Source organism: Cupriavidus sp. UME77 (genome assembly GCF_014170355.1).
GTDB classification, from domain to species: domain Bacteria; phylum Pseudomonadota; class Gammaproteobacteria; order Burkholderiales; family Burkholderiaceae; genus Cupriavidus; species Cupriavidus basilensis.
Window position 1 is genome coordinate 12,383 of the sequence record NZ_LZZU01000012.1, and the last position, 23,223, is coordinate 35,605.

A 23,223-nucleotide genomic window follows, 5' to 3' on the forward strand; every position below is an offset into this window, starting at 1 on the left:
GTGGCCGGAGTGTCGCCAAAGGGAGGCTCGCAGGTTCGCGCTGAGCGCATTTTGCCGTTAGCGCCGCTCCGCGCATTTTTCCGCATTGACAGGCATAACATTGCAAGGCAACAATGGCCTCGAATGCGCTGCAAGGCTGTGTGCTAGCAGGCATTCGCAGGCTCCGCCGGGACGTTCAGATCCGCGGCGCGGCGTGTCCGGCAAGCATACCGCATGACGTCACCAGCCGAGGGCGTCAGCGCGGGCCGGTTCCGAGGCTGGCGGCGGGGGAGAGCCCCGCGGTGGTAGTACGCCGCCCAGCCAGCTTTCAAATAAGTGACGGCAGAGAGACGAAACATCATGGCAACCGGCAAAGGTGCGGCAGCTTCCACCAAGGAAGACAAGTCCCAACCGTTTTCATTTGCTTCGGGGCCATTTGATCCAGCGACATGGCTGGAATGGTCCCGTCAGGCACAGGCTAACGGTGCGACGACCCAGCAGGGCATGCCTGGCATGCCATTTATCCCCGGTTTCGAGGCATTGAAGGGTTCCGCCATGGCGGGCGTGAAAATCGCGCCCGATCAACTGGCCGACATCCAGCAACGCTACATGAAGGACTTCACCGCGCTCTGGCAAAGCATGGCCGAGGGCGGCGCCAATCCCGCCACGGCCCTGGCCGATCGCCGCTTTTCCGGCGACGCCTGGCGCAGCAGCGCGGCGTTTCACTACGCCGCCGCTTTCTACCTGATCAATGCGCGCGCCATGAATGAGCTGGCGGGCGCGGTCGAAGCCGATGCCAAGACCCGCCAGCGCATCCGTTTTGCGATCTCGCAATGGGTCGACGCCATGTCGCCGGCCAATTTCCTCGCCACCAATCCGGAGGCACAGAAAAAGCTGATCGACTCCGGCGGCGAATCGCTGCGGGCCGGCGTGCGCAACATGCTCGACGACCTTGGCCGCGGCAAGATCTCGCAGACCGACGAATCCGCCTTCGAAGTGGGCCGCAACGTGGCCGTGACCGAAGGCGCGGTGGTCTACGAGAACGCCTACTTCCAGTTGCTGCAGTACAAGCCCGTCACCGACAAGGTGTTCGCGCGCCCGCTGCTGCTGGTGCCGCCTTGCATCAACAAGTACTACATCCTCGACCTGCAGCCGCAGACCTCGCTGGTGAACTACATGGTGGAGCAGGGCCATACCGTCTACATGGTTTCCTGGCGCAATCCGGATGCCTCGATGGCCGAGCTCAGCTGGGATGACTACATCGAACATGCCGCCATCCGCGCCATCGAAGTCACGCGCGAGATCAGCGGCCAGGACCAGATCAACGTGCTGGGCTTCTGCGTGGGCGGCACCATCGTCTCCACCGCGCTGGCGGTGCTGGCCAAGCGCGGCGAGCGTCCCGCCGCCAGCCTGACGCTGCTGACCACGCTGCTCGATTTTGCCGATACCGGCGTGCTCGATGTGTTCGTCGACGAAGCCCACGTCAAGCTGCGCGAAAACACCCTGGGTGGTGCGGCGGGCACGCCCTGCGCGCTGCTGCGTGGCGTGGAACTGGCCAACACGTTCTCGTTCCTGCGTCCCAATGACCTGGTCTGGAACTATGTCGTCGACAACTACCTGAAGGGCAATACGCCGGTCCCGTTCGACCTGCTGTTCTGGAACGGCGACGCCACCAACCTGCCGGGCCCCTGGTATTGCTGGTATCTGCGCCATACCTACCTGCAGAACGAGCTCAAGGTGCCGGGCAAGCTGACCGTGTGCAACGCGCCGGTGGACCTGGGCAGCATCGACGTGCCAACTTACGTCTACGGCTCGCGTGAAGACCACATCGTGCCCTGGATGTCGGCCTACGCCTCTACCGCGTTGCTCAAGAACAAGCTGCGTTTCGTGCTGGGCGCGTCGGGCCATATCGCCGGCGTGATCAACCCGCCGGCCAAGAAGAAGCGCAGCCACTGGACCAACGACAAGCTCCCTGCTTCGGCGCAGGAGTGGTTCGACGGCGCCGCTGAGCATGCCGGCAGCTGGTGGCCGGACTGGGCGGCCTGGCTGGCCAAGCACGCCGGCGCGCGCAAGGCGGCCCCCACCGACTACGGCAACAAGGACTACCGCGCGATCGAGCCGGCACCGGGCCGCTACGTCAAGGCGAAGGCATAGGATTTGTCCGGGCCGGCGCCCTGCGGGGCCGGCCTCTTTCCCCCCTTATTTGCATCCAACTCGAGAGGACCTCCCAATGACTGACATTGTCATCGTATCCGCTGCCCGTACCGCGGTGGGCAAGTTCGGCGGCTCGCTCGCCAAGATTCCCGCGCCCGAGCTGGGCGCCATCGTCATCAAGGCTGCGCTTGAGCGTGCCGGCATCAAGCCCGAGCAGGTGAGCGAAGTGATCATGGGCCAGGTGCTGACGGCCGGCTCCGGCCAGAACCCGGCGCGCCAGGCAGCGCTGAAGGCTGGCCTGCCCGTAATGGTGCCTGCCATGACCATCAACAAGGTCTGCGGCTCCGGCCTGAAAGCCGTGATGCTGGCCGCCAACGCGATTGCCGCGGGCGATGCAGAGATCGTGGTGGCCGGTGGCCAGGAAAACATGAGCGCCGCACCGCACGTGCTGCCGGGCTCGCGCGATGGCTTCCGCATGGGCGACGCCAAGCTGATCGACAGCATGATCGTGGACGGCCTGTGGGACGTCTACAACCAGTACCACATGGGCGTCACCGCCGAGAACGTCGCCAAGGAATACGGCATCACGCGCGAAGCCCAGGACGCGTTCGCGGCCGGCTCGCAGAACAAGGCGGAAGCCGCGCAGAAGGCCGGCAAGTTCGACGAGGAAATCGTGCCGGTGCCGATTCCCCAGCGCAAGGGCGACCCGGTGCTGTTCGCCACCGATGAGTTCGTGCGCCACGGCGTCACGCAGGAAGCGCTGGCTGGCCTCAAGCCGGCCTTCGACAAGGCCGGTTCCGTGACCGCCGCCAACGCCTCGGGCCTGAACGACGGCGCCGCCGCGGTGGTGGTCATGTCGGCAGCCAAGGCCAAGGAACTCGGCCTGACCCCGCTGGCCACGATCCGCGCCTACGGCACCGCCGGTGTCGATCCCAAGGTGATGGGCATGGGCCCGGTGCCCGCGTCCAAGCGCTGCCTGTCGCGCGCCGGCTGGAGCGTGGAAGAGCTCGACCTGATGGAAATCAACGAAGCCTTCGCCGCGCAGGCCCTGGCCGTGCACAAGCAGATGGGCTGGGATACGTCCAAGGTCAACGTCAACGGCGGCGCCATTGCGATTGGCCACCCGATCGGCGCGTCGGGCTGCCGCATCCTGGTCACGCTGCTGCACGAAATGAAGCGCCGCGACGCCCACAAGGGCCTGGCCTCGCTGTGCATCGGCGGCGGCATGGGTGTGGCGCTGGCTGTGGAACGCAAGTGACGATTTGCCGGGCTTGCCGCAACGAATGCAACGAACGCAACGAACAGGCGCGCAGGCCGGTCTGAGGGGTGTGCCGGCGGGGGGAGGGCTTCCTGCCGCCGGTGTCAATAAAAACTAGCCATCAAGGAGTAGATATGACTCAGCGCATTGCATACGTGACCGGTGGCATGGGTGGCATTGGAACGGCCATCTGCCAGCGTCTGGCCAAGGATGGCTACAAGGTCGTGGCCGGTTGCGGCCCCAACTCGCCGCGCCGCGAAAAATGGCTCGAGCAGCAGAAGGCCCTGGGCTTCGATTTTGTCGCCTCGGAAGGCAATGTTGCCGACTGGGATTCGACCAAAGCCGCGTTCGACAAGGTCAAGTCCGAAGTGGGCGAGGTCGACATCCTGATCAACAACGCCGGCATCACGCGCGACGTGGTGTTCCGCAAGATGACGCGCGCCGACTGGGATGCCGTGATCGACACCAACCTGACTTCGCTGTTCAACGTGACCAAGCAGGTCATCGACGGCATGGCGGATCGTGGCTTTGGCCGCATCGTCAATATCTCGTCGGTCAACGGCCAGAAGGGCCAGTTCGGCCAGACCAACTACTCCACCGCCAAGGCTGGCCTGCACGGCTTTACCATGGCGTTGGCGCAGGAAGTGGCGACCAAGGGCGTGACCGTGAACACGGTCTCGCCGGGCTATATTGCTACCGATATGGTCAAGTCGATCCGCCAGGACGTCCTGGACAAGATCGTCGGCACGATTCCGGTCAAGCGCCTGGGCGCGCCGGAAGAAATTGCCTCGATCTGCGCGTGGCTGGCGTCGGAAGAGTCGGGTTTCTCGACTGGCGCGGACTTCTCGCTGAACGGCGGCCTGCACATGGGGTAACGAACGGCAAGCCATCCCTGGTTTTCCTGGATGGTTTCTTGTCTTGGGAAGGTCCTCCGCGGAGGACCTTTTTCATTTCCGCGGCCGCTTGCGAGGCCTCTCACCCCGCAGCAATATTGCATCGCACACCCCGCACCGCACCAACGCGCGGGCGTGGCGCGGCATTGCGGGCCCCAAACACCCGCAATCCTTTGCCCCGTGCGGGTTTTCCTTAACGGGTCCGGCTTTCAATAGTGCCTTGTTGGGCATAGAATCAGGGCAGCGGCTAGCCCGCACCAAAATAGATCATGCGTTGCAGGTCAACACGTTGTATCCCCCGCTGGCGGTCCCGATTTGCGCACCGCACAGCATGCGGTGCAGCAGCATGCAACAGCGACGATAAAAGGATAGAGCACGATGGCTACCACCAAGAAAGGCGCAGAGCGACTGATCAAGAAGTATCCAAACCGCCGGCTCTACGACACGCAGACCAGCACCTACATCACGCTAGCCGACGTCAAGCAGCTCGTGATGGATACCGAAGACTTCAAGGTGATCGACGCCAAGTCCGGCGACGAGCTCACGCGCAGCATCCTCCTGCAGATCATTCTCGAAGAAGAAACGGGCGGCGTGCCGATGTTCTCAAGCTCCATGCTGTCGCAGATCATCCGCTACTACGGCCATGCGATGCAGGGCATGATGGGCACCTACCTGGAAAAGAACATCCAGGCCTTCATCGACATCCAGAGCAAGCTGGCCGAGAACTCCAAGGGCCTGTACTCGGGCGAGCCATTCAGCCCCGATATGTGGTCCCAGTTCATGAACATGCAGGGCCCGATGATGCAAGGGATGATGAGCAACTACATCGAGCAGAGCAAGAACCTGTTCGTGCAGATGCAGGAGCAGATGCAAAGCCAGGCCAAGAACATGTTTGGCACGTTCCCTTTCAATCAGCCGGACAAGAAGTAAGCCGGCGCACGCCGCGCCGGCCTGTTGCGCGTTCCCAATCCCCCGGGAACACATGGAACCCTCGCGGCGCCGGCGATCTGGCCGGGCTGGCGTGGGGCGAGTCCCCAGCGCATGCATGACCTTCCTTCGCTGATCGGGACGATCGGTTAAAATCACGCAGATTCGGGTAACGCGCGGAATCACCGCGGCTGCTACCCCTGTCAAATGTGGCGATTCATACTGCGGACTCGCCTGCACAGCGCGAATCCCAATGCCCTCCGCAATCCAAGACATTCGCCAGGCGCTTGCCGCCGAGGCCACGCCCGCGCCGACGGTGGGTTTGGCGTTTCCTCGTTTCCCGGCATCGATGCCAGCCTTCGTATGAGCCGCCTGTTTCTTGCCCCCATGGAGGGGCTTGCCGACTACGTGTTGCGCGACGTGCTGACCGCCACGGGCGCGTACGACGGGTGCGTGTCCGAGTTCGTGAGGGTGACGGGCTCCCTGCTGCCCGAGCGCGTCTACGAGCGAGACACGCCCGAGATCCTCGACGGAGGCCATACCCCCAGCGGCACGCCGATGGTGATCCAGTTGTTGGGGAGCGATCCTGAATGGCTGGCGGTGAATGCCGCCCAGGCAGCCCGGCTATCGCCGCATGGCGTGGACCTGAATTTCGGTTGCCCGGCCAAAGTCGTCAACCGGCACGGCGGCGGGGCCATGCTGCTGGCGGATCCCGAACTGCTGAACCGGATCGTTGCGTCCGTTCGCGCCGCGGTGCCTGCCAGCATTGCCGTGACCGCAAAGATGCGGCTTGGTGTGTCCGATACGGCGCTGGCGATCGATTGCGCCACGGCCCTGGCCGAAGGGGGCGCGGCGTCCTTGGTCGTGCATGCCAGGACCCGGGATCATGGCTACCGGCCGCCGGCCCACTGGGAATGGATCGCACGTATCGATGCTGCGGTGGGCGTGCCGGTCACTGCCAACGGCGAAGTCTGGACGGTGGCCGACTGGGAGCGCTGCCGGGCGGTCAGCGGCTGTGCCGACGTGATGATCGGGCGGGGCGCCGTGTCGGATCCATTCCTGGCCTTGCGCATACGCGGACTGATGGACAGAACGCCCTGCGCCGAGGAATGGCCGTCGGTGCTCCGCCATATCGCCGGCTACCTGAAGAAGCTGCAGGCCAATGACGATTGCGCTCACGAGCACGGACGCGTCAAGCTGTGGCTCAGCTACCTGAAACGGACCTGGCCGCAGGCTGCCGAGCTGCATACGGCCATCCGGCGCCTGCAAGGGGCGCGGGAGGTTCAGGCGGTGATCGAGAGCGCTCTGGAGGGCACGCTGGGGACATCACCCTCGTTACAATAGGCTCGCGAGCAGACGTGGCCATCAGAGGCGTATGCGCACGCATCGTTCAGAAGTCCATCGTGGCCGACAGCATGAAGGTGCGCGGGGCGCCCAGGGCCAAACCGGACAACAGCGGCATTCCCCAATAGGCCTTGTTGGTCACGTTGTTGACGCTGGCCCGCACGGTCAGCGGATGGCTGGAGACCTTGGTGGCATAGCGTGTGCCCAGGTCATACACCGTGTGGCCCGGCACCGATAGCGAGTTGTCGGCACTGATGTATTGCTTGGATACGGCGGTCGCATTGGCGGTCAGCGTCAAGCCCGGCACGGCGGAGGTGTCCCACTCCACGCCCAGCTTGCCTTGCAGCTTCGGTACACCGGTTGCCTGCTTGCCCTGGTTGATGCCCCCGGCAGTCTTGGTGAGCTTGGGGTCCACATAGGCGATGCCACCCATCAAGCGCACGCCGCGCAGCGGCGAGCCGAAGAAGCCCCACTCGACCCCCCGGTTGCGCTGCTCTCCACCAAAGGAAAAGACGTTGGTGGAAATGTCGGTGTAGCTGCTTGGCCGCTCGATTTCATACAAGCTGACCGTGTGGGCGAATTCGCCGAGATCGAGCTTGAGGCCGATTTCCTTCTGCTTGGTCTTGGCCGGCGGAAACAGCTCTCCCGCATTGGCGGCAGTTGCCGGCGCGGTCTGACCCTTGCTCAACCCTTCGATATAGTTGCCGTACACGGAAATATGGTTCGTGGCCTTGACCAGCAGCGCGGCCGCAGGCGTCATGGCGCTTGCGTCATAGCGGGCACTGCGCGCCCCGGTCGTGAGGCTGAAGGTATCGGTGAGCACTTCCTGGTGACGCACGCCCAGCGTCAGTTGCACCCTGTCCTGCGCAAAAGACAGGGTATCCGCGACGCCGTAGCTGGTCAGGCGCGTTTCCGTGTGGAGGGTCGGCGGCCAACGCATTCCGGCGGCTGGGCCCCAGACCGGGTTGTAGATGTTGGTGGTCCAGTCCGCGCCCGGGACCGATCTGCGGCCATAGTCTCTTTCGGTGTCCGAGTAGTACGTGACGTTCAAAGCCCATTGGTGCTTGACGCTGCCGGTTTGGAACTTGCCCTTCAATCCAGCTTCCCCCGATGTCTTTTCAATATCGAAGGCCAGTTGGCCCATGCTGTGCCGAACATCGCCCGCCGCGTTGAGCACCTGGGCCGACATCGTACCGTTGTACTTGTAGTCGGTCCTGCTGGTGCCGAAGGCTGCATAGGCCGTCAGTTGTTCGCTCACGTCGAATTCGCCGCGGACAATCGCACCCTTGTCCCTGGTGTTGACGAAGGACCAATCCGGGTTCAGCAGGGTTTCGGGCCTGGGTGGCTTGGGCACTGCCACGCCGGGGGCCAGATTGATGCCTCGGGTCACGCCGTCCACGCGGTCATCGCTGCTGTAGAGGTCGGCAGAGACGCGAGCGCGCTCGCCCCGCCAGTCCAGCCCGAGGGACGCGAACCGGGTCTTCTTTTCCTGCAGGTTGACCGCTCCCTCTCCATCCCGATAGACCCCGTTGAAGCGGATGCCGAACTGTTTGTTCTCACCAAAGCGCCGCCCAAGGTCCACATGTCCGCCGAACTGCGCATTGGACATGTAGGTCGCCGTCAGTCGCGTCAGCGGCTCATCGCCCGCGCGCTTGGGCACCAGATTGACGGTGCCGCCCACCGAGCCGCCCGGAGGCATGCCGTTGAGCAGGGCCGATGGGCCTTTCAATACTTCGATACGCTCGAACATTTCGGGGGTGGTGCGGTAGTACGGCGCCATGCCGAACAGGCCGCCGATGGTGATATCGCTGGTGTTGGAGGCGAAGCCGCGGATGGAATAGTTCTCGCTCCAGGCGCCGGTGACGCCATTGCTGAACACCGTGGGATCGGTGGCGGCGATCACGTCGGTGATGTCCTTGGCCTGCCGGTCTTCGATGAACTTGTCCGTATAGCTGATGGTGGAAAACGGCGTGTCCATGAAATCCTTGTCGCCCAGCAGCCCCACGCGGCTGCCGGACGCCACCTGCCCGCCGGCGTAGGCGTCGATCGCTGAGCTCGCCTGTACCGTCACCGCTGGTAGCGTAGCCCCACTTTCCGCGGCTTGGCTTTGCGTCTGTTGGGCTGTCCGGCTCAGCGTGTAGCGGCCGTCGGCCTCGCCCAGCGGGCCGGTCGGCACGTTGAAGCGGCTCCAGGCATCCACCGCCTGGCCGGTGCTTTGTGCGAGTGCCGGCGGGGCGGCCAAGGCCAGGGCACCCACGGTCATCCCCAGCAGCAGCACCGTCGGCACGGCGGCTGTGGCGCGGTTCAGGGCAAAGGCGGGATGGGGGCGCACCGCCTGCTGCGCAGGTCGCGCGGTGCGATGGTGACGTTTGGTCATTACAAGCTCTTTTCCGTTGAGATCGGGTTGGTTCTCAGCACGTCTTGCGAGTGAGAATGCTATGGCGAATACGAATCATTACTTTCTTGGCTTAGGGCTAGGGACTGGCCCCGGAACAGATCAGTGCTGATAGGCCTTGATGACGTCGTCGATCACGAGCTTCAAGGAGGTCGGGCTGGCGGCGGTGACGTACCACGCTTCGGCATCAACGAAGACCACACGGCCGTTCTTCCAGGCGTTGGTCTGGCGCAGCAGCGGGTTGCCCATGCTCCCGGCATCCATGACCGGACGGCGCTCCATCACGGCCGTCCGGTCCACCACGAAGATGATGTCGGGGTTGGCCTGTTGGATGAATTCGCTGGAAATTGGCTGGCCATGCAGGCCGCTCTCCACGGTCGGGCTGGCCGGTTTCACGCCCAGGGCATTGAAGACGAACCCGTAGCGGGAATGCACGCCAAAGGAACTGAAGGCGCCGTTGTTGTGCAGAACGACAAGCGCCTTCTCGAGACGGTCCTGGGTCATGCGCCTGGCCTCCTCGACCTTGGCGTCCAGTTCAGCCGCTTTCTGCCGGGCGAGGCCTTCCTTGCCAAAGATTCGCCCCAGCGTCATGAGGTGGTCCTTGATGACCTCGATGTGCTTGACCTGGCTATCCCGGTAGTCCACATCGAAATGAATCGTCGGAGCGATCTCGCTCAGTTCCTTGTAGTGGTTCGCCTGGAGCGGGGTGATCAGGATCAGTTCAGGCCTGGCCGCATGAACCCGCTCCAGATTGGGCTGAACGATCGAGCCCAGATCCTGAACCTCCGGGGCGTCCTTGTACCTGGCGAGGAAGTGCGGGACGAAATCCTTCGGCATGCCAACGACAGGGACACCCAGTTGGTCGAGGAAATCGACTTCATTCATGTCTAGGGCGGCCGCGCGTTGCGGAAGGTGCGCGACGACGGTCGTTCCCAGCTTGTGCTGAACCGTGACGGGCGCGAACGCTTCCTGCGCAGGCTGGTTGGCAGAAGCGGGCTGTGCGGTTGCCTTTGGCGGTTCGGCTGGTTTCCGGTCGCACCCCTGCATTGCGACGGTTGCGGCCATCAGCAGGGCTAACGCCCAACGCCTGTTTCCGTGATTCCGGGTCATTTCAGTTCTCCTGATGGATTGAAGTAGTTGCACACGCATCCTCGATCACCGCGCATGATTTCGAAGTCCAGTCCATACAGTTCCTGCAGCCGTGTCTCGGTCACGGCCTCCACGACGGGGCCGCAGAAGCGAACCATGCCGCCCTTCAATGCGACGATGTGATCGGAGTAGTTGGCCGCGAAATTGATGTCATGGATCACCAGGATCACGGTGCGCCCCTGCTCGTCACACAAGCGGCGAAGCGCGCGCATGATCTGGACGGCATGCTTCATGTCGAGGTTGTTGAGTGGCTCGTCCAGCAACAGAACATTCGTCTGCTGGGCAATGGTCATCGCCAGGAAGGCCATCTGGCGCTGCCCTCCGCTGAGTTCGTCGATGTAGGCCCCGCGCAGCGCTTCCAGCGACAGGAACGCGATGGCCTCGTCGATCGCGCGGTGGTCCTCGGGGGTGAGCGCGCCGCGGCTGTAGGGGAAGCGCCCGAAAGCGACGAGTTCCTCGACCGTCAGGCGCAGGTTGAAGTCGGGCGACTGGCGCAAGGTGGCGACGTGCTTGGCGTATTCGCTGATGCGGATGCTTGAAACCCTGCGATCCCCGATCAGGATGTCGCCCTGGGTCGGCTCCAGCAGGCGCGCGATCAGCATCAGCAGCGTCGTCTTGCCTGCGCCGTTGGGGCCGATGAGAGAAGTCACGCGCTGCGCCGGGAATTGCGCGCTGACGCCTGAGAGGACGGTCTTGGCGCCGTAGGCCTTGTGAATGTTGTGAACGGTGATCATGCGATGCCTCGGGTGCGAACCATCAGCGCGAGGAAATACGCGCCACACACCAGGTTGACGAGAATGCTGACGGTGGTCTTGTAGTTGAAGACGTGTTCGACCAGAAGCTGGGCCACGATAAAGATGCCGATGGCGATCGCGCAGGCTATTGGCAGCGTGACCCGATGCCTGGAAGTCCGGGCCATCGCATAGGCGATGTTCGCAACGAACATCCCCATGAAGGCCGTGGGCCCGAGCAGGCTGGTCGAGACCGCCACGAGAGCCGCGATCAGCGCGAAGTAGAGCCTCACGTACCGCGGGTAATCAACCCCTAGGGAAATGGCCTGGTCGCGACCCAGCGAGAGCACGTCGAGGATCGGCAGGGTCTTCAGCCCTGGCAGGCACACGGCCGCGACCAGAAGGGCCGAATAGAGCAACTGCTCGGGTTGTGCCCTGTTGAAGGATGTGTAGCTGAAGCCCTGGAGAACGGCGAACTCGCCCGGGCTGATCCTGAGCTGGACGAACTGTGTGACAGTGCCGATCACCATGGTCAGCACCAGTCCCAGCAGGAGGAGGAAATACACGTTGTGCCTGCCGTTGCGCAAAAGCCACCGATGGATGGCCCACGAATAGGCGAGCATCAACAGGATGGAAAGGAAGAAGTTGCCGCTCTGGCCGAGTACCACCTGGCCATGCGTGCCCATGGCCAGGATCAGCAGCGACTGCAACAGCAGATAGACCGCCTCGTACCCCATGATCGCTGGCGTCAGAATCCGGTTGCCCGCGATGGTCTGGAACGTGATCGAGGAGACGGCGACGCAGATTCCGCCGATGACGATGGCGGCCAGCCGGGCGAGCCGTTTGGGAATGACGTAGTCGAGGTCGAATCCGGATCGCACGAGGACGAAAGCCGCAGCCAAGGCGATGACCACCATCCAGATGGCATATCGGGAGGGCGAGCGCCTCATTTCTTCTTCCAGATGATGAGCACGAGGAACAGCACGCCGCCCACGCTGCCTGCGGTCAGGCCGATGGGCACCTCGAACGGGTAGATGAGCAGGCGGCCGAGAATGTCGCAGGCCAGCAGCAGCGATGCGCCGCCCAGAGCGACGATGGGCAGCGTCCGGCCCAGGTTGTCGCCGTGACGCATTGCGACCAGGTTGGGGATGACCAGCCCGACGAAGGGGATCGCGCCGACGGTGATGACCGTGGCGGACACCGTGACCGCCACCAGCATCAGGCCCAGCGCCGCCGTTGCCGAATAGCTCAGCCCCAGGCTGGTGGCCATGCCTTCGCCCATGCCGAGCACGGTGAAGCGGTGCGCATACAGGTAGGTGAGCGCGACGATCGGCAGGATCAGGTAGATGATCTCGTAGTTGCCCTGGACGACCTTTGAGAAATCGCCGAGCAGCCAGCCCTGCATGCTTTGCAGGATGTTGTAGCGGTAGGCGTAGAACTCGGCCACGGCACTGAGCACGCTGCCGTACATGAGGCCGATGACTGGCACGAGGACGGTGTTCTTGAATTTGATGCGGCGGACGATCGCCACATAGACCAGGCTCGCGGCGAAGCAGAAGGCCAGCGCGAACAGCATCCGGCCGATCGGGCCGCCGGCGGGCGCCAGCGTCATCGACACCAGGATGCCGAGCTTGGCCGCATCCAGTCCGCCCGAGGTGGCCGGCTCGACGAACTTGTTGCGGACGATCTGCTGAAGGATCACGCCGCAGACGGACAGGCCCACGCCGGTCAGAACAAGCGCCGCCAAGCGGGGCAGGCGGCTGGCCGTCACCGTCAGCCAGGCATCGCCCGACAGCGAGAACACCTGCGACCATGCCATCTGCCGGGCGCCGACCAGCACCGAGGCGCCGCAGAGGATGGCGAACAACCCAAGCCAAGGTGCGCGCATCAGCAGCGGTCTCCGTTCGACGCCGCCGCGATGCGCCAGCCTCTGGCGGCCCGGCGCTGGGCCAGGAAGTGTGCGTAGCGCCCCTGGCTTGCGCGCAATGGCGCGGGCGAACCCTGCTCGACGACCTTGCCGCCATCGAGCACCACGATCTGGTCGGCCATTGCCACCGTCGAGAGTTGGTGCGCGATGACGATCAGCGTGCGCTTGCCGCGCAGACGCGCCAGCGTCTCGGCGATGGCAGCCTGGTTCTCCGCGTCCAGCGCGGCGGTGGCTTCGTCCACCAGCAAGATGGGCGCGTCCTTGATCAGCGCGCGGGCGATGGCGATGCGCTGGCGCTCGCCGCCCGACAGGCGTGCGCCGCCTTCGCCGACCGGGGTGTCGATGCCCTGCGGCAGGCGCTCGATGATCTCGGCCACGCCGGCTTGCCGCGCAGCTTCCATGATCTCGACATCGTTGGCATTGGGTTTGCCGATGCGGATGTTGTCGGCAATGCTGCCCGCAAACAGGTAGTTGTCCTGGAAGATCTGGCTGATCTGGCCGGCCAACTGCGCATTGGACATCTGCCGCACGTCCACGCCACCGACGAGTACGCTGCCCTGGCTCACATCGAAGAAGCGTGCGATCAGCCGCACCAGTGTGGTCTTGCCCGACCCGGAGGCGCCAATCAGCGCGGTCATGCTGCCCGGCGCGATGCGCAGGTTCACGCCCTTGAGCACATCGGGTTGATCCGGTGTGTAGCGCAAGCTCACCTCGCGCAGCTCGATCGACGCATCACGCGGTGCCTGCGGCTGGTCCGGTTCCGGCAAGGGCTTGACCGCAAGGATCTCGCGCACCGCGTCGAGCTGGCCGCGCGCGCCGCGCAGGACCTCGCCATAGCCGGCCACGTCCAGCAGCGGATCGATGTAGCGGTTGGCCAGCAGCAGCGCCACGATGACGGCGACGGCCGAGTCGGCTTCCAGCGCGCCGGCCAGGCAGGCGTTGAGCCACAACGCGGCGGCGATCAGCAACGCGGCAAAGACGGCCTGCACAACCCAGGCGTTGAGCGCCGTGGACGCCGCCGACAGACAGATCAACCGCGTGCCGGAGTGGCGCTGCTGGTCGATGGCCTGTTCAAGCAAACGCGTGCTGCCGCCTCCACCGTTGAACGCGCGCAGCACCGACTGGGCCTGGGCGAACTCGACCATGCGCTGGCTGGTGTGGGCGAAGTGGCAATGGAAGGTGTGATCGGCGCGCTGGCCTAGGCGAGCGGCGATCAGGAACGCGCCGATCAGGATCGGCAGCGCCGCCAGCGCGATCAGGCCCATCGGCCAGTGCCGCGCGAACAGCGCGGCCACGATCACCACCGGTGTCACGGCGCCGCTGATCACCGGCGTGAGCACGTGTGCGGGAAGCTGGGCCACTGCCATCATGCCGTTCGTGATGACATGGCCAAGCCGGGCGCTGTTCTCCGGCGTGAACCAGCCGACGGGCAGGCGCGCAACGTGGTCGCCGATCCGCTGGCGCGCGCCCTGCAGGACGGCAACACCCACGCGCACGCCGGCCTTCTCCACCTTGCGCCGCCAGCCCCAGCAGGCCGTCATGCCGGCCAGCAGCACGATGAGCCACAGCGCCGCGCCGCGCGTATCGCCGGCCAGAAGGCGGCTGAGAATGGGCGCCAGCGTGGTGATGGTCAGCCCGCTGAGCAGGCCATAGAACACGGCCATCGAGACGTAGCGGCGGAAGACGGGCGCATCGTCGCCCAGCAGTTGAATGAAGGTTTTCAGCATGACGGCACCGCCAGCTCCTGGGGTTCTTCATAGCCGCCCAGCGTCCATAGCCGTGCATAGCGGCCTTTGCGCGCAATCAGCTCGGCGTGGCGGCCTTGCTCGTGGATCGTGCCTTTCTCGATCACGATGATGTGGTCGGCGTGCATCACCGTGTCGAGCCGGTGTGCAATGATCAGCAGCGTGCGGCCTTGCGCGAAGCGCGACAGCGCGTCCTGGATCGCCACCTCGTTCTCGGCATCGGCGGCCGCGGTGGCTTCGTCGAGCACGAGCACGGACGGATCGAGCAGCACGGCACGGGCGATGCTCACGCGCTGCTGCTCGCCACCGGAGAGCAGCGCATCCTCGCCTATCATCGAGTCGTAGCCGCGCGGCAGGCCCAGGATGCGCTCATGGATGTTCGCGGCGCGCGCGGCGTCCTCGACCTCCTGCTGGCTGGCCGAGGGCCGGCCCAGCGCGATGTTCTCGCGGATGCTGGCGTGGATGAGGCGCACCTCCTGCAGCACGAAACCGATGCGCTGGTACAGATCCGAGCTCTCGATATGCCTCAAATCCACGCCGCCGAGCGTGATGCGCCCATCGGTCGGGTCGAAGAAGCGCAGCAGCAGCCGGGCCAGGGTAGATTTGCCAGCACCGGACGCGCCGACGATGGCGGTCACCGTGCCGGGCTTGAGGGTAAAGCTGACGTCCGACAGCACCTTGTTCTGCGCGTCGTAGGCGTAGCCGACGTGCTCAACGCGGATTTCGGTGCCCGTGGGCAACTGCCGCCTGGCGGGCGCCGGCTGCTCCAGCACTGGCGTCCCCAGCAGCGCCTGCACGCGCTGGGCGGCACCGGTGGCATGGTTCAGGTCATGGGTGATGTAGTGCAGCAGCAGCAACGGCGCGCAGAGGCCCGGTGCCACCAGAGCGAACGGCAGCACGTCCACCGGGGTCATCCAGCCCAGGCTCACGAACAGCGTGCCGAAGACCAGCACCACGCCTAGCACCGCCACCGGCGCGATCATCGCGTTGGCGTTGGCCATCGCGCCCACGAGGGGGCGGGTGAAACCGACGAAGGCTTGGGCGAAGGCATCGACTGCCTCGCGGTAGCCGCCGTGCGCCTTGCCGCTGGCGCCGAAGGACTTGACCACGGGAATGCCGTTGACGAATTCGACCACCGCGTTGTTGATGCGTCCCAGCCCGCCGACGAACGCCTTCATGTTCGCCTCGCTGGCTTTCATGGCCCTGCCAAAGAACAGGAAGAAGCCGGGGAACGGCAGGATCGAGACGATGGCCATGCGCCAGTCCATCGCGCACAGGTAGATGACCGAGATCAGGATGGCACCCACGGTGCGACCCATCGTCGTATAGAAGTGCGCGGTCAGGCTGTGAAGCGTGCCAATGTCGTCCTGCATGGCCTGCTTGACCTCGCCCGATGCGCGGCTGGTGAACCAGCCCAGCGGCACGCGGGCCAGCCGCTGCGTGGCCGCCAGGCGCAGGTGATGGGTGATGCGGTTGTCCGCCAGGTGGGCGGTCAGTTCCCCAGCGGACACCAGCGCCATGCCGACCAACAGGCTCACCACGCTGGCAATGACGGTCCACCAGACTTCGCTCTGCGCTTGCGCCCGTGCCGCCGCGATGTCGGTGCCGCCGAGGACAATTTTCGCGATATGCGCGATGCCTGCCAGCGGCACCAGCGTGAGCATGGCGCCCACGCCGGCCAGTACTGTGGCGACGATCAGTTGCCCACGGATGGGGTTCAATACCCGGCCGATCGGGCCGGGTCCCTTGGGTTTGGCCGCAGCCGCGTCACGAGTGTTCATGAAAGAGAAACGTCCAGAGATTCAGAAAGGTGGGATGGCTCTCCCCCTGTCTTGCGAACGAGAAGGCGAGACGCCATCCACGCAGGCTGCTCGGTGGCATCGACCTCGCGCAGAATGGCGGCCAAGGGGTTGCGGCCTTCCAAGGCGCTCGATGGGTCGGTCAAGGAGGACTCCAGGGAATCGAAATGAGAATTAGTTGCATGACTATAAACTAATTGACGAAAGGCTGGCAAGGCGGCTACATGGCTGTCACCAGCGATCAAGGAACAAAGATGAAATCGCCACAACAACCTTCGGCGCGCGGGCGCCCTCGTACCATCACGCGCGAACGGATCGCCGACGCGGGCATCGAGATCGGCTTGCCGAACATCACCTTCGTCGGCGTCGCCGCCGCACTCGGGGTCAGCCATATGGCGCTCTACAAGCACGTGCCGAGTCTTGAGGAACTCAAGCGCCTGGTCGCGGAGGAGATCTTCAGCCGCTGGCAGATTCCGCAGGCTTGCGGCACGGGACGTGGCGGATTGAAGGATTACCTGATCGCGTTCACCACATCGGTACGGGAGTTCGTCAAGGCACACCCTGGGCTGACGCCGTACGTGATCCGCAGGTTGGCTGCGACACAGCCCATGCTCGCCAAAATCGACGGGCACCAGAGCCATATCGCGCGTGCCTTCGGCATCTCGAAGGAACAGGCACGCTGGCTGCTTGCGACGGTCGCATTCCACTGCATTGCCGTGGCCGACACGGTGTATTCGGTAGCAGGCCGAGAACCCCTTGTGGAGGCGGACCGCGCGGCGGAAGAAGCCGAGATGGAGGCGGAGCTGGTTCAGGGCATGCACGCGCTCATCGTCGGCGCGCTTGCCATGCTGGAGGAAGACGCCCACCGTGGCAGTCCGGCATTGCAGATCAAGTCATAGGCGTTACGAAACGCCAAGCCCACACCGCTCGAATGCCGGCGAAGCGTTGGGTCTTGACCGGGCGTCGTAGGCGGCATTGGCCCGCGCGATAGCCTGCAGCCGCAAATGGCCTGCCATGTTCCATGTCTGCCATGAGGCCCCGGCAAACTCCCGCGAGCAGTTAAAATGCGCGATTGGCTTTGAACCGCCGGGCGGCCATGTCCCGCCTCGCTCGCCCCACATTTGGAAGTAACCGTGAAAAACCCTTCAGAATCAATGATCAAGAAAGACCATATTCCAAATGTGGGATTTGTAAGCCTTGGGTGTCCAAAGGCACTTGTGGATTCCGAGCAGATCATTACCCAGTTGCGCGCCGAGGGCTATGCCATCAGCGGCACCTATGACGGCGCCGACCTGGTGGTCGTCAATACCTGCGGTTTTATCGACGAAGCTGTGCAGGAAAGCCTGGATGCGATCGGCGAGGCACTGGCCGAGAACGGCAAGGTGATCGTCACCGGCTGCCTGGGCGCCAAGAAGAACGCCGCGGGTGAGGACATCATCACGTCGGTGCATCCGAAGGTGCTGGCCGTGACCGGCCCGCACGCGCTGGGCGAGGTGATGCAGGCCGTGCACACGCACCTGCCCAAGCCGCATGACCCGTTCATGGACCTGGTGCCGGCCGCCGGCATCAAGCTCACGCCCAAGCACTACGCCTACCTGAAGATCTCCGAGGGCTGCAACCATCGCTGCTCGTTCTGCATCATCCCCTCGATGCGCGGCGACCTGGTCTCGCGCCCGGTGGCGGAAGTCATGCTGGAGGCCGAGAACCTGTTCAAGTCGGGCGTCAAGGAACTGCTGGTGATCTCGCAAGACACCAGCGCCTACGGCGTGGACGTGAAGTACCGCACCGGTTTCTGGGACGGCCGCCCGCTCAAGACGCGCATGACCGAGCTGGTCGGCGCGCTGGGTGAGCTGGCTGCCAAGTACGGCGCGTGGGTGCGCCTGCACTACGTGTACCCGTACCCGCACGTCGACGAGATCATTCCGCTGATGTCGCAAGGGCACGTGCTGCCTTACCTGGACGTGCCGCTGCAGCATGCCCACCCGGACGTGCTCAAGCGCATGAAGCGCCCGGCCAACGCCGAGAAGACCATGGACCGCATCCGGGCCTGGCGCAAGATCTGCCCCGAGCTGACCATCCGCAGCACCTTTATCGCGGGCTTCCCCGGCGAGACCGAGGAAGAGTTCCAGACCCTGCTGGACTTCATCGCCGAAGCGGAACTGGACCGCGTGGGCTGCTTCGCCTATTCGCCGGTGGACGGTGCCACGGCCAACGACCTGCCGGGCGCGTTGCCCGACGAAGTCCGCGAAGAGCGCCGCGCCCGCTTCATGGAAGTGGCCGAAGAAGTATCCGCCCGGCGCCTGCAGCGCAAGGTCGGCCAGACCCTGCGCGTGCTGGTCGACGAGATCAACCAGGACGGCGGCATTGGCCGCTCGTCGGCCGATGCGCCGGAGATCGACGGCCTGGTCTATATCGACCCGCCGGCGCAGGGCGCGCCGCGCTACAAGGTCGGCGAATTCGTCTCGGTGAAGATCACCGGCGCGGATGGCCACGATTTGTGGGGCGAAGTCTGAGGCTGGTAGCCGCCATAGGTCCGGATAGGTAAAAGTACGATCGTTCGTTTTGGCGTGCGCGCCGCTATACTGTGCGCTGCAACATCAGCTCAGGAGACACAAAATGACACGTGAAGTGGTGGTGGTGAGCGGCGTTCGGACCGCGATCGGTACCTTTGGCGGCAGCCTGAAGGATCTTTCCCCGACCCAGATGGGCGCCATGGTCGTGCGCGAAGCGCTGGCCCGCGCGCAGGTCAGCGGCGACGACGTTGGCCATGTGGTGTTCGGCAACGTCATCCAGACTGAGCCCCGGGACATGTACCTTGGCCGGGTGGCGGCAGTGGAGGGCGGCGTTACCATCGACGCGCCGGCCCTGACCGTCAACCGCCTGTGCGGCTCGGGCCTGCAGGCCATCGTCAGCGCCGCGCAAAGCATCCTGCTGGGCGATGCCGACGTGGCCATCGGCGGCGGCGCGGAGAGCATGAGCCGCGCACCGTACCTGGCGCAGTCGGCCCGCTGGGGCGCACGCATGGGCGACGCCAAGATGATCGACATGATGCTGGGTGCGCTGCACGACCCGTTCCACGGCATCCACATGGGCGTCACCGCCGAGAATGTGGCCAAGGAATACGACATCTCGCGCGTCCAGCAGGACGAAGCCGCGCTGGAGTCGCACCGTCGCGCATCGGCGGCGATCCGCGCCGGCCACTTCAAGGACCAGATCCTGCCGGTCACGCTGAAGGGCCGCAAGGGCGACATGACCTTCGACACCGACGAGCACGTGCGCCACGACGCGGTCATGGAAGACATGACCAAGCTCAAGCCGGTTTTCGTCAAGGAAAACGGCACGGTAACCGCGGGCAACGCCTCGGGCCTGAACGATGCCGCCGCCGCAGTGGTGCTGATGGAGCGTGCCGAGGCTGAGAAGCGCGGCCTCAAGCCGATGGCGCGCCTGGTCTCCTATGCGCATGCCGGCGTCGATCCCAAGACCATGGGCATCGGCCCCGTGCCGGCCACCAAGAAGGCGCTGGAACGCGCTGGCCTGACCGTGGCCGACCTCGACGTGATCGAAGCCAATGAAGCCTTTGCCGCGCAAGCCTGCGCGGTCACCAAGGCGCTTGGTCTTGATCCGGCCAAGGTCAACCCGAACGGCTCGGGCATCTCCCTGGGCCACCCGATCGGCGCCACCGGTGCGCTGATCACCGTCAAGGCCCTGTACGAGCTGCAACGCGTGCAAGGCCGCTATGCACTGGTGACCATGTGCATTGGCGGTGGCCAGGGCATCGCGGCGATTTTCGAACGACTCTGAACCTGAGGCTGCCTTGCGGCGCGTAGCGACTCTGTCTTTGCCTTTGTCCATGTCCTTGTCACTTCCCGTCTCCCTGTCTCTGGCAGCCGGGCTGGCCGCGGCAATGCTGGCCGGCGCCGCGCTGGCCGCCGGCGCCACCGAGCTGTCCACGGGCACGCCCGGCACCGCCAATGCCGCCAGCGATGCCAGCCAGGGCCAGGTACAAGGTTTCGGGATCAACCAGGCCATCCGCGAGGGCGAGGCGCGGCGCGGTGCGCAGCTTTCAACCGGGCCCGCGCCCAAGGCGCTCGCGCCGCGGCCGGAGTACGCTTCGCTGCCGGTCTACGTGGGCACGCTCGGCGACCAGCCGGTGCGCCTGCGCCTGGGCCCCAAGCCCGACGAGCGCGACAGCGTGCACGGTGAGTACAGTGTTGGCCGTGCTGGCGGCGTGCGGTTGCTGGCCGGTGAATTCGAGAATGGCGCTTTCCTGATGGAGGAGTCCAATGACGGCACGCATGTCACGGGCAACTGGGAAGGCACCATCGACGGTGCTGGCATCGTGCACGGCAACTGGACCGACCCGGTCAACCCGGCCATCGTGCTCCCCTTCATGATCCGGCCACTGGGCGTGCTGGTGATCCCGCCCTTCGACATGACCCCCAGCAGCGGCATTACCTACGCCCCGCCCGCGCCGAAGTCCTCGATTTCCGGCCGGTAGCGTCAAGCCGGGGTGGACGGGGGCAGGCCCGCCAGGTAGGCCAACGCGCACCCGAATGCTGGTAAGCTCGAACGTTCATCGAGTTATCGCCAGACAAGGAATCGCCGTGTCCGACCGCCAGCCACCCGAGCAGCCCGCTTCCCAACCCGCCTACCTGGCGACCGTGGCCGTCCAGCCAGAGCTGGATATCGCGCCGGGCTTCGCCTCGTTTTCCCAAGCTACCCATCGTGGCTCCACCGTGGTGTTCCGCAACCTGGCGGAGCTGCGCGCGCATGGCGACGGTGCCACTACCTACTGGCGCTATGGCCTGCATGCCACGCCGACCAGCGAGGCGCTGTGCCAGCACCTCGCGCTGATCGAAGGCGCGCGCCATACGCTGCTGCTGCCGTCAGGGCTGGCCGCGATCTCGCAGGTCTACTTCGCCTTGGTCAAGTCGGGCGACGACGTGCTCGTCCCGGATAACGTCTACGGCCCCAACCGCGAGCACGGCGAATGGCTGGCACGGGATTTCGGCGTCTCCGTCCGTTATTACGACCCCATGATCGGCGCGGGCATTGCCGGGCTGATCCGACCCAATACCCGCCTGATCTGGATGGAGTCGCCGGGCTCGGTGACCATGGAAGTGCCCGACGCCATGGCCATAGTGGCCGCGGCCAAAGCGCGCGGCGTGCTCACGGCGATCGACAATACGTGGTCGGCCGGCGTGTATTTCCGGCCGTTCGACAAGGGCATCGACATCTCGGTGCAGGCGCTCACCAAATACCAGTCGGGCGGCAGCGACGTACTGATGGGCGCCGTGCTGACCACCGACGACAAACTCCATGACCGCATCAAGCGCGCCCGCATGCTGATGGGCTGGGGCGTGTCGGCCGACGATTGCTACCTGGTGCTGCGTTCGCTGCCCAGCATGCCGGTCAGGCTGGCGGCGCACGACCGCGCCGCGCGCGAGGTGGCCGAATGGCTGACCCAGCGCCCGGAAGTGGTCAAGGTCTTGCACCCGGCGCTGCCGGACTGCCCCGGCCACGACTTCTGGCGGCGTGATTTCAGCGGCGCCACCGGCCTGTTCTCGATCGTGCTGCATGCACGCTACACGCGCGCCCAGGTCGATGCCTTTGTCGAGGCCCTGCGCCTGTTCGCGATCGGCTGGTCCTGGGGTGGCGCGCATAGCCTGGCGTTGCCGTACCACGTCCAGACCATGCGGCCCCAAGGCAGCTGGCCGCCCGTTGGCTGGGAGAACGCTGGCGAGCTGGTGCGCCTCTATATCGGGCTGGAAGACACCCGCGACCTGATCGCCGACCTGCGCGGCGCGATGGAAGCAAAACTGACCGCTTGAAATGAAACGGGCCGCGCCGGACAGGATCCGGCGCGGCCCGTTGGGGCACCATGCGGCGCTCCGCTCGCGCGGCTTCCGGCCGCCAGGCGCTTAATGCGGGAACAACTGCAGCAAACCGTCCAACCCGACGTGGTTGAACGCCACGCTGGCCTGCGCACGCACCACCGGCTTGGCCCGGAACGCCACCGACAGGCCGGCCACGGCCATCATCTTCAGGTCGTTGGAGCCATCGCCCATGACGATGGCCTGGGACGGGTCCGCGCCGACCTGCGCACACACTTCCTGCACCGTGCGGGCCTTGACGTCGGCATTGACGATCTCGCCAACGACCTGGCCGGTGAGCTTGCCATCGACGATCTCCAGCGTATTGGCGCGGGTCACGTCGAGCTTCAGGCGGGGCTTGAGTTTATCGGTGAAATGCACAAAACCGCCTGAGACCAGCAGGGTGCGCATGCCCAGGGCCTGCACGGTCTGCAGCATGTTCTCCGCGCCGGGCGACAGGCGCAGGCGCTCTTCATACACGCGGTCCAGCACACTGGCATCCAGCCCCTTGAGCAGGGCCACACGGCGGCGCAGGCTCTCATTGAAGTCGGTGATTTCGCCACGCATGGCGGCCTCGGTAATCGCCGAGACCTCCGCCTTGAGGCCGCAGAAATCGGCGATCTCGTCGATGCACTCGATGGTGATCAGCGTGGAGTCCATATCCATCGCCACCAGCTTGAAATCCGACAGCTTGCGGCCGGCAGGCACGATGGCCCAGTCGATGCTGCGCGGGCCGCAGTAGGCATCCAGCGCCTCGCGCAGGGCGGGCGTCAGCGCGGCGCTGGCATCGGCGGCTGCCACGGTCTCGGCGCGCTGCGCGAGCGTGGGAGCCTGGGCGATGGCGCGGATGGCGTCGATATCGTTGGCGGACAGCGGGGCGGGACTTTGCAGAATCAGGGACATGGCGCGAATGCAGGGCCTGGCCGGGCGGCCGATGGCGGTAAATGCGGGATGCGAGCCGCAGCGGCGGCGAAGACCGCTATTGTATATGCCCGCGCGCATGCGGCGCAGCCGCCGCCCGATAGCGCTAGCTGATGCATGGCGGAATT

18 protein-coding genes are annotated in these 23,223 nt (G+C 65.1%); 10 read left to right on the forward strand and 8 right to left on the reverse strand.

What is annotated here, in order from left to right:
- Window positions 1–339: 339 nt before the first annotated feature.
- The 5 genes from phaC to A9975_RS04925 all read left to right on the forward strand — a co-directional run bounded on the left by phaC (window position 340) and on the right by A9975_RS04925 (window position 6,555).
- Complete coding sequence (phaC, locus tag A9975_RS04905) at window positions 340–2,133, forward strand: class I poly(R)-hydroxyalkanoic acid synthase (RefSeq protein WP_183031636.1); 1,794 nt, start codon at window positions 340–342, stop codon at window positions 2,131–2,133.
- Window positions 2,134–2,209: 76 nt separating this feature from the next.
- Window positions 2,210–3,391, forward strand: coding sequence for an acetyl-CoA C-acetyltransferase (locus A9975_RS04910; RefSeq protein WP_183031637.1), 1,182 nt, complete (start codon window positions 2,210–2,212; stop codon window positions 3,389–3,391).
- A gap of 134 nt (window positions 3,392–3,525) precedes the next feature.
- Window positions 3,526–4,266, forward strand: coding sequence for a 3-ketoacyl-ACP reductase (locus A9975_RS04915; RefSeq protein WP_183031638.1), 741 nt, complete (start codon window positions 3,526–3,528; stop codon window positions 4,264–4,266).
- Between the two features lie 396 nt (window positions 4,267–4,662).
- A complete protein-coding gene (gene phaR / locus A9975_RS04920; RefSeq protein WP_006155938.1) occupies window positions 4,663–5,214 on the forward strand; it encodes a polyhydroxyalkanoate synthesis repressor PhaR in 552 nt (183 codons plus the stop codon).
- A 360-nt stretch (window positions 5,215–5,574) separates the two neighbouring features.
- Complete coding sequence (locus tag A9975_RS04925; RefSeq protein WP_183031639.1) at window positions 5,575–6,555, forward strand: tRNA-dihydrouridine synthase; 981 nt, start codon at window positions 5,575–5,577, stop codon at window positions 6,553–6,555.
- A 46-nt stretch (window positions 6,556–6,601) separates the two neighbouring features.
- Here the strand turns inward: A9975_RS04925 and A9975_RS04930 are convergent, their stop codons facing one another.
- From A9975_RS04930 to A9975_RS04960, 7 genes are all read right to left on the reverse strand, one after another.
- Entirely contained in the window at window positions 6,602–8,932 is a 2,331-nt protein-coding gene (locus A9975_RS04930) for a TonB-dependent siderophore receptor (protein ID WP_183031640.1), read from the reverse strand.
- Window positions 8,933–9,052: 120 nt separating this feature from the next.
- The gene (locus tag A9975_RS04935; RefSeq protein ID WP_183031641.1) at window positions 9,053–10,060 is read right to left on the reverse strand and encodes a siderophore ABC transporter substrate-binding protein; all 1,008 of its coding nucleotides are present in this window, start codon (window positions 10,058–10,060) and stop codon (window positions 9,053–9,055) included.
- Complete coding sequence (locus A9975_RS04940) at window positions 10,057–10,833, reverse strand: ABC transporter ATP-binding protein (RefSeq protein ID WP_183031642.1); 777 nt, start codon at window positions 10,831–10,833, stop codon at window positions 10,057–10,059. Before A9975_RS04940 ends, A9975_RS04935 begins: the two co-directional genes overlap by 4 nt.
- A complete protein-coding gene (locus tag A9975_RS04945) occupies window positions 10,830–11,780 on the reverse strand; it encodes an iron chelate uptake ABC transporter family permease subunit (protein ID WP_183031643.1) in 951 nt (316 codons plus the stop codon). Before A9975_RS04945 ends, A9975_RS04940 begins: the two co-directional genes overlap by 4 nt.
- Window positions 11,777–12,718 (reverse strand): ABC transporter permease, encoded by a 942-nt coding sequence (locus tag A9975_RS04950; RefSeq protein WP_183031644.1) that lies wholly within the window; start codon window positions 12,716–12,718, stop codon window positions 11,777–11,779. The genes A9975_RS04945 and A9975_RS04950 overlap by 4 nt, the downstream gene beginning before the upstream one ends.
- Window positions 12,718–14,484: an ABC transporter ATP-binding protein gene (locus tag A9975_RS04955; RefSeq protein ID WP_183031645.1), complete on the reverse strand. Its 1,767-nt coding sequence runs from the start codon at window positions 14,482–14,484 to the stop codon at window positions 12,718–12,720. Before A9975_RS04955 ends, A9975_RS04950 begins: the two co-directional genes overlap by 1 nt.
- Window positions 14,478–16,283, reverse strand: a complete 1,806-nt coding sequence (locus tag A9975_RS04960) for an ABC transporter ATP-binding protein (protein WP_183031646.1) — start codon at window positions 16,281–16,283, stop codon at window positions 14,478–14,480. The genes A9975_RS04955 and A9975_RS04960 overlap by 7 nt, the downstream gene beginning before the upstream one ends.
- Before the next feature lie 242 nt (window positions 16,284–16,525).
- Here A9975_RS04960 and A9975_RS04965 point away from each other — a divergent pair, with 242 nt between their 5' ends.
- The 5 genes from A9975_RS04965 to A9975_RS04985 all read left to right on the forward strand — a co-directional run bounded on the left by A9975_RS04965 (window position 16,526) and on the right by A9975_RS04985 (window position 22,132).
- On the forward strand, window positions 16,526–17,200 hold the full coding sequence (locus A9975_RS04965; protein ID WP_255503062.1) for a TetR/AcrR family transcriptional regulator: 675 nt from the start codon (window positions 16,526–16,528) through the stop codon (window positions 17,198–17,200).
- A gap of 255 nt (window positions 17,201–17,455) precedes the next feature.
- Window positions 17,456–18,814, forward strand: coding sequence for a 30S ribosomal protein S12 methylthiotransferase RimO (gene rimO / locus A9975_RS04970; RefSeq protein ID WP_183031647.1), 1,359 nt, complete (start codon window positions 17,456–17,458; stop codon window positions 18,812–18,814).
- Window positions 18,815–18,917: 103 nt separating this feature from the next.
- Window positions 18,918–20,102: a beta-ketothiolase BktB gene (gene bktB / locus A9975_RS04975; protein WP_183031648.1), complete on the forward strand. Its 1,185-nt coding sequence runs from the start codon at window positions 18,918–18,920 to the stop codon at window positions 20,100–20,102.
- A 49-nt stretch (window positions 20,103–20,151) separates the two neighbouring features.
- Window positions 20,152–20,799 (forward strand): hypothetical protein, encoded by a 648-nt coding sequence (locus A9975_RS04980; RefSeq protein ID WP_183031649.1) that lies wholly within the window; start codon window positions 20,152–20,154, stop codon window positions 20,797–20,799.
- A gap of 106 nt (window positions 20,800–20,905) precedes the next feature.
- Entirely contained in the window at window positions 20,906–22,132 is a 1,227-nt protein-coding gene (locus A9975_RS04985) for a cystathionine beta-lyase (protein ID WP_183031650.1), read from the forward strand.
- 90 nt (window positions 22,133–22,222) lie between these two features.
- Here A9975_RS04985 and serB read toward each other — a convergent pair whose 3' ends face one another.
- Window positions 22,223–23,077 carry a phosphoserine phosphatase SerB gene (gene serB, locus A9975_RS04990; RefSeq protein ID WP_183031651.1) on the reverse strand — a complete coding sequence of 285 codons (855 nt, stop codon included), beginning with the start codon at window positions 23,075–23,077 and terminating at the stop codon, window positions 22,223–22,225.
- Window positions 23,078–23,223: the final 146 nt, after the last annotated feature.

Bases quoted from the DNA above. Each gene is read 5' to 3' on its own strand.
- A9975_RS04940 (WP_183031642.1), bottom strand. From the start codon at position 10,833: ATGATCACCGTTCACAACATTCACAAGGCCTACGGCGCCAAGACCGTC.
- A9975_RS04950 (WP_183031644.1), bottom strand. From the start codon at position 12,718: ATGCGCGCACCTTGGCTTGGGTTGTTCGCCATCCTCTGCGGCGCCTCG.
- A9975_RS04965 (WP_255503062.1), top strand. From the start codon at position 16,526: ATGGCTGTCACCAGCGATCAAGGAACAAAGATGAAATCGCCACAACAA.
- phaC (WP_183031636.1), top strand. From the start codon at position 340: ATGGCAACCGGCAAAGGTGCGGCAGCTTCCACCAAGGAAGACAAGTCC.
- A9975_RS04935 (WP_183031641.1), bottom strand. From the start codon at position 10,060: ATGACCCGGAATCACGGAAACAGGCGTTGGGCGTTAGCCCTGCTGATG.
- phaR (WP_006155938.1), top strand. From the start codon at position 4,663: ATGGCTACCACCAAGAAAGGCGCAGAGCGACTGATCAAGAAGTATCCA.
- rimO (WP_183031647.1), top strand. From the start codon at position 17,456: ATGATCAAGAAAGACCATATTCCAAATGTGGGATTTGTAAGCCTTGGG.
- A9975_RS04980 (WP_183031649.1), top strand. From the start codon at position 20,152: ATGTCCTTGTCACTTCCCGTCTCCCTGTCTCTGGCAGCCGGGCTGGCC.
- A9975_RS04955 (WP_183031645.1), bottom strand. From the start codon at position 14,484: ATGCTGAAAACCTTCATTCAACTGCTGGGCGACGATGCGCCCGTCTTC.
- A9975_RS04945 (WP_183031643.1), bottom strand. From the start codon at position 11,780: ATGAGGCGCTCGCCCTCCCGATATGCCATCTGGATGGTGGTCATCGCC.
- A9975_RS04910 (WP_183031637.1), top strand. From the start codon at position 2,210: ATGACTGACATTGTCATCGTATCCGCTGCCCGTACCGCGGTGGGCAAG.
- A9975_RS04925 (WP_183031639.1), top strand. From the start codon at position 5,575: ATGAGCCGCCTGTTTCTTGCCCCCATGGAGGGGCTTGCCGACTACGTG.
- A9975_RS04930 (WP_183031640.1), bottom strand. From the start codon at position 8,932: ATGACCAAACGTCACCATCGCACCGCGCGACCTGCGCAGCAGGCGGTG.
- serB (WP_183031651.1), bottom strand. From the start codon at position 23,077: ATGTCCCTGATTCTGCAAAGTCCCGCCCCGCTGTCCGCCAACGATATC.
- A9975_RS04960 (WP_183031646.1), bottom strand. From the start codon at position 16,283: ATGAACACTCGTGACGCGGCTGCGGCCAAACCCAAGGGACCCGGCCCG.
- bktB (WP_183031648.1), top strand. From the start codon at position 18,918: ATGACACGTGAAGTGGTGGTGGTGAGCGGCGTTCGGACCGCGATCGGT.
- A9975_RS04915 (WP_183031638.1), top strand. From the start codon at position 3,526: ATGACTCAGCGCATTGCATACGTGACCGGTGGCATGGGTGGCATTGGA.